At 33.8% G+C, this 731-nt stretch carries 1 protein-coding gene and 1 pseudogene; both read left to right on the top strand.

Going from position 1 to position 731, the window contains the following annotated elements; genetic code table 11:
* Positions 1-118 (top strand): annotated as a pseudogene (locus PV403_RS24820) (IS30 family transposase); the annotation flags it as partial.
* 301 nt (positions 119-419) lie between these two features.
* On the top strand, positions 420-731 hold a 312-nt coding region (locus tag PV403_RS24825; RefSeq protein ID WP_332086287.1), incomplete at its 3' end, for a hypothetical protein.

Raw genomic sequence — 731 nt, forward strand, 5'->3', positions numbered from 1 at the left:
GGTGACCGAGGAAGAATTAGAACACGCCCTCCAACTTATTAACAACAGACCAAGGAAATGTTTGGGATGGAAAACTGCTCACGAATCATTTGAAGAAGAAGTGTCGCACTTGGATTGACAATCCGTCGAGTAGAAAAACTATAGTATCGGTTCTTTTTATTTTCATGTGGCTTTTGACGTTAAAAATATGGCTTTTCAGGTTAGGATTGTGAGATATCAGAAATCATTAATCCCAAAATATAAAAACAGAAAAAGGGATTCTAATAGGAGACATTCGCTCGATATTTCGGATGATTTTTCCACTAAGCTAACCGGCAGATTAGCGTGAAGAAACGTACGAAACTTTATCTCGATGAATAATAAGTTTTGCTCAGGTAACCTTAATAAAAACATGGATCTTTTATTAAGGAGGAACAAGAGTGTTTAACTACATAGTACTCGTATTAATGGTGATGATAAACGTATCAGGACATAACGAATGGGTGAACATTGATCAAACTGAAGAGAAAGTTATCAAGTCATATGAAAATCGGAATGGACTAAAAATAACTCTTCCTACGTTTCTTCCGTACAATATAAAAAAAACTGAAACAAAAGATATCAATAAAGAACAAATAGAAGTCCGATATTATGGATTTGAGGCAGGAGATCAAATATTATTAAGCATTAGTAAAGAGAATAAAAAATTTGATCGTATTAAGCATTATGATGGAGCTTCCTATGCAAAGAAA

The organism is Paenibacillus sp. GYB006 (assembly GCF_036577645.1).
Classification (GTDB): domain Bacteria; phylum Bacillota; class Bacilli; order Paenibacillales; family Paenibacillaceae; genus Paenibacillus.